An 8,096-nucleotide genomic window follows, 5' to 3' on the forward strand; every position below is an offset into this window, starting at 1 on the left:
GGTCCAAGACGCCCTGGGCACCTGAGGTGCCCCTCTCGCACCACCCCCGGCCGACCCGTGTGTCCCACGCGTCACACGATCCACTGGCCGGAGCGCCATGCCGCAGTCCGCCACCACCACCGCGCCCGCCGGGATGAACACACCCCCCACCTCGACGTCCTCCTGCGCGCGTCGGGTCGTGCCGCGGTCGTCGCCCAGCGGAATGCCGTGCAGCAGCCGGTCCGCCACCCGCCCCGCCTCCTCCTCGCCCGCGGCGAGCCGCGGCCAGCTCTCCGGGCGCTCGCCGAGCAGGTAGAACAGCGAGTTGCTCAGCATGGTCATCGTGCTGTCGTGGCCTCCGACCACCAGCCCGCAGACCAGGCTCACCAACTGGGCCTCGGGGATGCCGCCCTCCTCGTCGGCGGCGCGTACCAGTCCGCTCACCAGGTCGTCCCCGGGCTCGCGGCGCCGCAGGTCCAGCAGTTCGGCACCGAACGCGGAGAACTCGGCCATGGCCGCGCCGACTTCCTCGGCCGGCCACGACCCGTCCGAGAGCGCGTACTCGCTCCAGTGGCGCATCCGCTCCCGAGCCGAGGCGTCGAGTCCCATCAGCCGGCTGATCACGGCCACCGGCAACGGCAGCGCGAACCCGGCGACGATGTCCACGGGGGCCTCGCGACCGGCCAGCTCGTCCAGGAGCTGTTCCACGATCGCCGCGATCCAGGGCTGCCAGCGGGCGACGGCCCTCGGGGTGAAGGCGCGGTGCATGGTGCGGCGCAGCCGCAGGTGTTCGGGTCCGTCCTGGTTGAACAGCAGGTCGGGGTTGTCCACGAGCACGGGCACGTCCGGCAGGGACGGCCCGTCCGGCGCGTACAGCCCGGCCCGTCCGAACCGGGCGTCGCCGAGCACCTGCCGTACGTCCGCGTACCGGCTCACCAGCCAAGCGGGAGAGCCGTCGGACAGTTCCATGCGCTCGGGCGGACCCGGAACCCCGAACTCCATGCGGTGCAGCGGGGGCAGGGTCTGCTCGGGACCGGCGTTGTCAGTGGCTGCGGCGGACACACGACCTCCTGGCGGTGACGGTCCGACGCGGCGCCGGACCGGTGGCGAGAGAGACAAGGGGGAACGGGAACGCGGGGGGCGGCAGTGGCCGGGCGGTCACAGCTCCACCAGCACCTTGCCCAGGTGGGACGACCGGTCGTGGTAGAGGCTCCGGTAGGCGCCGGGGATGGAGTCGAAGCCGTGGTGGAGGGTGTGGTCGCACACGACCTCCCCGCGCCGGATCCGGCTTCCCAGCTCCTCGTGGAGGGCGCGCCAGTTCGCGTCGGTGAACCACTCCAGGGAGAAGATCCCGCGCACGGTCGTCCGAGGGAACATGATGTACGGCAGGAGCCTCGGCCCCACCGCGTCACGGCCCACCTGGGTCGCCCACTGCCAGCACACCGCCACCCGGCTGCCGACGTTGAGCAGCGAGAACACCGCGTCGGTGACCGCGCCGCCCAGATTGTCGAAGTAACGGTCGACGCCGTCCGGAGCCGCCCACTCCAGCGCGTCGCGCACACTCCCGGCGCTGTCACCCTGGCGGTACAGGACGACGGCGTCGAACCCCAGCCCGGTCAGGTACTCGGCCTTCCGCGGGCTCGACGTCGTGCCGACCACACGGGCGCCGGCCAGCCGCGCCAGCTGCCCGACCAGTGTGCCCACGGCGCCGGACGCCCCGCTGATCACCAGGGTGTCGCCCGGACCGGTGTCCAGGAAATGGGTCAGCGTGCCCCACGCGGTCATGCCGGGGCCGCCCATCGAGCTGAGCGCCGTCGCGAGCGGGAGCGACTCGTCGAACCAGCCCGGGTCGAGTCGCCGGTAGGCGGGGAACACCATCGGGAAGGTGCCCGTCTGCCAGAGCGCCTCCGTGCCGTTGCTGACGAGATGGGACCGCCAGCCGCCGAAGCCCTGCACCAGGTCGCCCGGCCGGTGGGCGGCGAGCGGACCGGCCTCCAGCACCTCCATCACCGAATCGGCGCCCATGTGGCCGCCGAGCGGGGTGTCCAGGGCGATGCCCTGGAGGTAGGGATCGACCGACACGTAGAGCGTCCGCAGGAGCATCTCGTCGGGCGCCAGATCCACGTCGATGTCCTCGACGACCTGCTCGTAGATCCGGTCCACGTCGGGAGTTCCCTCGACGTGCTCCCTCACGACCCACTTCTTGGTCTTCAACTGTGCTCCTTGTCCACGCCGGTGGAAAAGCCGGTGGAGGTGAGGTGTGCCGTGGCGGAGGGAGCCTGGGGCCGCCTCGGCACCGGGATGACGCGATGGGTCGGCAGCGGCCCGCTGTCGTCGACCGACGCGGTGAAGGTCCTGCCGTCGTCGCGGCAGACGAACTGCGTGACGTGCCGGCCCGCCGCGGCGGCGCGGATCAGCCCGCCGGTGGTCGCCCAGACACCCGACTGGTAGAAGTTCTCCAGTCCCGGCAGCCCGGGGCCGTGCTTCTTGACGAGCTCTTCCAGCCTCTCGCCGCTCTCCACGAACGGCTGCCACCCCAGCACGGTTCCGTCGTGGTTGCCCGTGTACCGGACCTGGGTGAGCGGGCTCGACACGTCGCGTACCGCGACGGCGTCCCCGATGCCCGGGTAACGCTCCTCCAGGAACCGCAACAGCGCCGTGCGCGCCCGCCGCTTCGCCGCGTAGTAACCGCGCCCGTGCCGCACCGGGAGGGTGTGGAGCTTCTCGCCGCCCCGGGTCCGGGTGAGCTGCTCCGGTCCTTCGTCCAGGGCCCGCCAGGGCGCGATGTCGCAGAAGTACGTGGCGTAGACGACCGACGTCCCCTCCGGCGACAGCTCCGGGTAGTGGCGGCTGCGGAACTGCACGTTGATGCTCGGATGACGGATGCCGGTCAGCTCCGCCGCCTGTTTCTCGTCCAGCAGGTAGGTGGTGCAGGGATCGCCCTCGGGGAAGGGGTGCTTGAGCCCCAGGAAGAGGGTGAAGTACCCCGGGAACACCATGCCCGGCTCGTGCAGGGTCGCGGTGTAGAGCTTGCGGTACGCGTCGTTGAGATAGCGGCCCTTCAGCAGCTTCAGCATCGTGGTGGGGCCGTCGCAGGCCGACACCACGATGTCGGCACGCAGCTCCCGGCCGTCGCTGAGCCGCACGCCGACCGCGCGGTCCCGCTCGACGAGGATCTCCTCGACCTTGGTGTTGTACGAGACCTTCCCGCCGAGCCTCAGATAGCGCTGCTCGATCGACCGGGCGAGACCGAGCGACCCGCCCTCGGGCACCCCCGCCGACAGATTGGCGTGCGAGGCGAGCTGGAAGTGGGTCGGCAGCACGGGGAAGTTCGGATGTCTCTCGTACAGCACGAAGTTGAACGCCTGCCGCAGCAGGGGGTCCTCGAACTTCGCCGAGTAGTCCGCCATCAGCACCGAGATCGATTTGCGCACCGCGTTGAAGTACGGCACGAAGGACGCGAGCATCCGCCAGCGCTCCACCCGGCCCATCAGCCCGACCGGTTTGAGGAAGGGGTACACGGCCAGCGCCTTGCGGAAGGCGCGCAACTGACGGCAGAAGTCCCTGATCCGCTTCGCGTCGGCCGGCGACAGTTCGGTCAGGTGCTCCTGCAGCCGGTCCGGGTCGGAGTAGAAGTACACCGCCCTGCCGTCCGGGGCGCGCACGATGTTGAACACGTCGAAGTGGCGGATCTCCTTGCCCTGCAACGCGCCGAGCTCCAGCCAGATCTGGTGCATCTCGTTGCCCGGACCACTGCCCAGCAGCCAGCTGACGCAGGCGTCCAGGGTGAAGTCCCCGCGTTCCCAGGCGGTGCAGCAGCCCCCGGGAAGCTCGTGCATCTCCAGCACCTCGGTGCGGTAGCCGTTCATCTGCGCGTAGGCGCCGGTGGAGAGACCACCGAGCCCCGCACCGATGATGATCATGGTTTCCCTGCCGCGCGACGGACGCGCCATGGGCCTGCTCTCCTCGGTCGTCACGCGCCGGTGCCCTCCTTGGCGGTCCACCGGTCGAGCTGCGGCAGCCGCCCCAGCTTGCCGGTGTGCCAAGGGCCGGAAGGGGTGCTCTCCCACGCCCTGAACGGGATGCCCAGCTCCTCGCAGAGGTACTGCACGGCGAACCGGCCGGTGGACGCGGCCCGGATCAGCCCGCCCATACCGACCCACTGGCCGGCCATCGAGAATCCGCTGAGCCCCGGCAGCCGCATCCGGTCCTTGCCGACCAGGCCGGACGCCACGTCGTCGGCGTCCGAGAACGCCTTCCATGCCAGGATCGAGCCGTTGTGGTTGCCCGTGTAGCGCCGGGTGGTGGCAGGCGAGGCCACGTCCACCAGCTCGATCCGCCCGGCCGCCTCGGGCCACCGCCGCGCCAGGAAGCCCCGCACGAACTCGGCGACCTGCTGCTTCTGCGCCCGGTACGCCTTGCGGTCGCCGCGGCGCAGCTCCTGCCAGTGGGCGTAGTCGCTGAAGTAGGTGCAGTGGACCACCGACTTGCCGGGCGGGGCGAAGCCGTCGGAGTAGCGGGACCGCAACTGGACCACCAGGCTGCTCTGCAGGGCCCCCGGCAGCCGGGCGGCGTCCTCAGGGCTCAGCAGGTACGTGGTGCTGTGGGCGTCCTCCGCCGGGAGCGCGCCCCGGATACCGACGAACGCCGAGACCACCGCGGGGAAGAGGGTGCCCGGCTTCTCCAGGAGCTCGTCGTAGAGCCGGTCGATCCTCGGGCTCGTCCAACGGCCTTCCAACAGCCCCTGGATCGTGGTGCGCCCGTCGCAGGCGGAGACGACGTGGTCGGCGTAGTACCGCCTGCCGTCGCGGAGTTCGACCCCGACGGCCCGGCCGTCGTCCACCAGGATCCTCTCGGTGCGGGCACGGTAGGTGATCGTCCCGCCGAGCCCGGTGTACCGCTCCTCCAGCGACCGGGCGAGACCGAGCGAACCTCCCTGGGGGAAGCCCGCGTTGCCGTGGTAGGCGCTGGCCATGTTGAAGAGGTAGGGGAGCAGCGGGAAGCCCTCCGGGTCCTGGAAGAAGATGTTCCTGAACGCCCTGCGCAGCAGCGGGTCCTCGAACCGGTCGGCGAACCGGTGCATCGGGGTGGCCGCGGTCCGCCAGAAGAGGCGGAAGGCCGGCAGCACCGTCCGCAGGGTCGCCGCCCGCTCCCGTACGGTCCGCAGGGCAGGCGCGGTCAGGAACGGGTACAGCTCGATCTCGGTGAACCGCCGCAGATCGCGGCAGAACGAGCGGATCAGGCGGGCGTCCGCCGGGGAGACCCGGGTCAGGTGCTCCTCCAGCCGGGCCGGATCGTTCCAGAAGGTCACCGACCGGCCGCTCTCGTCGACCACCTTGTTGAACAGCTCGAAATTGGTGATGGACTTGCCGTCCAGCGCGCCCAGTTCACGCCACACCCGGTTCGCGTCGTTGCCCGCGGCGGTGCCGATCAGCCACTCGATGCAGTAGTCGAAGATGTAGCCGTCCCGGGACCAGGCCGTGCAGCAGCCCCCGGGCAGCACGTGCTTCTCGAAGATCCGGGTCCGCATCCCGCTCATCTGCGCGTACGCGCCGGTGGACAGGCCCGCCACACCCGCGCCGACGATGATGACACGGGGCTTGCTCCCCGGTGTGCGCTCCCGTCGGCCCCACTCGGGGCCCGCCTCATCCCTCATGACCGGCGTCTCCCGTCAGCAGGGCCCGCACCAGCTCGGCGTTGCGCGGCAGGTGCTTGGGATCGAGCATGTCGGCGTGAGTACCGGAACCCTTCAGGACGCGCGTCCCGGCGGTGGAACTGCCGTGCCAGGCACCCGGGGCGCCGGCCGCGTACAGACCTGCCTTCTCCTCGTCCGTCACCACCCCCACCAGGGCGGACACCGTCCCGGTGTTGGGCGTCCGACCACAGAACTCCAGATACTCCGACGCATGTTCGAGCACGGTCCGGGTCACCACCTCCGACCCCGTGTGCAGGTGGATGTGGCGGCCCAGCTCCGCCTCGAAGGCCTTGATCCCCTCCTCGCCCGGCTCGTACGCCTCCACGATCCGGCGGGAGTCCAGCACCACCACCCGGCCGACCTCGCGGCCCCGTGATTCCAGCTCCTTGGCCACCTCGAAGGCGAGGTTGCCGCCGAGCGAATAGCCGAGCAGCAGGCAGGGCCCGTCCGGCCCGACGGACTCCACCAAGTCGGCGTAGCGGGCCACCTTGTCCTCGCCCGGCACGTAGTTGAAGGCGATGGTCCTGTGCTGCGCCAGCTGCTCCGCGAGACCCCGGTAGACGAGCCCGTGGCCGCCCGCCGGGGGGAAGCAGAAGACGGGCCGCCCGGGGCCGGGGTTGAAGGTCAGATAGGGCAACTCCTCGGCGGACGTGCTGTTGACGAGTTCCTCCACCGTCGCGGCCATGCCGTGCAGCGTGGTGACCTGGTACAGCCGGCTGACCGGGATGCTGACGCCGAACTCCGTGCGCAGATGGTGGAGGAGTTCGATCAGCTTGATGGAACTCCCGCCGGACTCGAAGAAGTCGTCGCCGAGCCCCGCCCGCTCCATCCCGAGCAGAGCCCCCCAGTGCCGGGCCATGCTCACCTCGTACAGGGTCACCGGCGCCTCGTGCGCCTGCTGCCGGTCCCCGCTCACCGGCACCGGAAGCGCCGTGACGTCGACCTTCCCGTGCGGGGTGAGCGGCAGCGCGTCAAGTTCGACGACGTGCGAGGGCACCATGTACGAGGGCAGGGCGCCCGCGAGACGGCGGCGCAGCGCCCGTCGGTCCAGCACCGCTCCCGGCTCCGCCACGCAGTACGCGCAGAGCGCGGCGTCACCGGCGGCGTCCGGGCGGACGGCCACCACCGCCCTGGCGAGACCCGGCCAGCCCGCGAGGTGCGCCTCGATCTCGCCGATCTCGATCCGGTGGCCCCGCAGCTTGACCTGGTGGTCGCCGCGACCGAGCAGATGCACCCGGCCCTCGGTGTCCCAGCGGGCCAGGTCCCCGGTCCGGTACAGGCGTTCCGACTCCGCGCCGGGCCGCCGGCTCAGCCGACGGGTGACGAAACGGGCGGCGGTCTGCCCGGGGTCGTCCGCGTACCCCAGGGCAACGCCCTCGCCCCCGATCCACAGCTCGCCCGGCACGCCCGGTGGCACCGGTTCGCCGTGCGCGTCCAGCACGTGGAGCGTGGTGTTCGGCAGCGGGCGGCCGATCGGCACCATCAGGCCCGGCTCCAGGCCGTCGGCGGGCCCCTCGAAGAAGGCGCTGTCGATCGTGGCCTCGGTGAGGCCGTAGGAGTTGATCACGCGGGTCCCGGGCCCGCAGAGCTCGCGCAGCCGGGTGTACTCGGCGACCTTCCACGCGTCCGAACCGACAATGAGGAGCCGCAGGAAGCCGAGCCGTTCGCCCTCCCGCGCGCAGTGGTCCATCAGCCCGCGCACGACGGCGGGCACGAACTCGGCGCAGTCCACCCGCTCGGCCCGCATGGTGCGGTGCAGCCGGGGCGTGTCGAAGATCAGGTCCCGGTCGGCCAGCACCAGGCTGCCTCCCGAGCACAGGGCGCGCACCAGGTCGCCGGTGAACACGTCGAACGAGGGCTCCGCCATCTGGAGATGGACGTCCGACGCGCCGAGCCGGTACTCCCGGAGCCACGCGGCGTACGCGGAGGCGAGGCTGCGGTGGCTGACCCGGACCGCCTTGGGGCGGCCGGTGGAGCCCGAGGTGTTGATCACGTATGCGGGGGAGTCCAGGTCCGTCACCACCGAAGGGGCGGGACCGTCCTTCTCCCGCGCGCGCAGACCGTCCGGAGTCTCCACGGGGACGGGCAGATCCCGCGCCCACGCGGCGCGCGCGTCATCCACCACGACCAGCGCCGCCCCGGTGGTGCGCAGGACGTGCGCGACGCGGTCCGCCGGCTGGTCCGGATGGACCGGGAGGTAGGCACCCCCTGCCTTCAGCACGGCGAGCAGGGTGACGATCAGCTCCGGCGACTTGTCCAGGCAGACCCCGACGACCGACCCCGCGCCGACCCCCAGGTCGCCCAGCCGACGGGCCCGCGCGTTCGCCCGCCGGTCCAGCTCGCCGTACGTCATCCGTGCCGTGTCCCCCGACAGGGCGGGCATCGAGACCGCGACCGCGCCGGGCCGGGCGGCGGCGGCCTC

5 protein-coding genes are annotated in these 8,096 nt (G+C 71.6%); all 5 read right to left on the reverse strand.

Going from position 1 to position 8,096, the window contains the following annotated elements:
• Positions 1 to 981, reverse strand: a 981-nt coding sequence (locus ACWD3D_RS29555) for a cytochrome P450 (RefSeq protein ID WP_451463830.1), incomplete at its 3' end; no start/stop codon positions are given.
• Positions 982 to 1,137: 156 nt separating this feature from the next.
• On the reverse strand, positions 1,138 to 2,193 hold the full coding sequence (locus ACWD3D_RS29560; protein ID WP_451463827.1) for an MDR family NADP-dependent oxidoreductase: 1,056 nt from the start codon (positions 2,191 to 2,193) through the stop codon (positions 1,138 to 1,140).
• Entirely contained in the window at positions 2,190 to 3,932 is a 1,743-nt protein-coding gene (locus ACWD3D_RS29565; RefSeq protein ID WP_451463831.1) for a phytoene desaturase family protein, read from the reverse strand. The genes ACWD3D_RS29560 and ACWD3D_RS29565 overlap by 4 nt, the downstream gene beginning before the upstream one ends.
• 20 nt (positions 3,933 to 3,952) lie before the next feature.
• Positions 3,953 to 5,635 carry a phytoene desaturase family protein gene (locus ACWD3D_RS29570; protein ID WP_451463828.1) on the reverse strand — a complete coding sequence of 561 codons (1,683 nt, stop codon included), beginning with the start codon at positions 5,633 to 5,635 and terminating at the stop codon, positions 3,953 to 3,955.
• A partial coding sequence (locus tag ACWD3D_RS29575) for an amino acid adenylation domain-containing protein (protein WP_451463829.1) occupies positions 5,625 to 8,096 on the reverse strand: 2,472 nt, incomplete at its 5' end. The genes ACWD3D_RS29570 and ACWD3D_RS29575, both read right to left, overlap by 11 nt.

It is taken from the genome of Streptomyces sp. NPDC002690, from assembly GCF_053592415.1.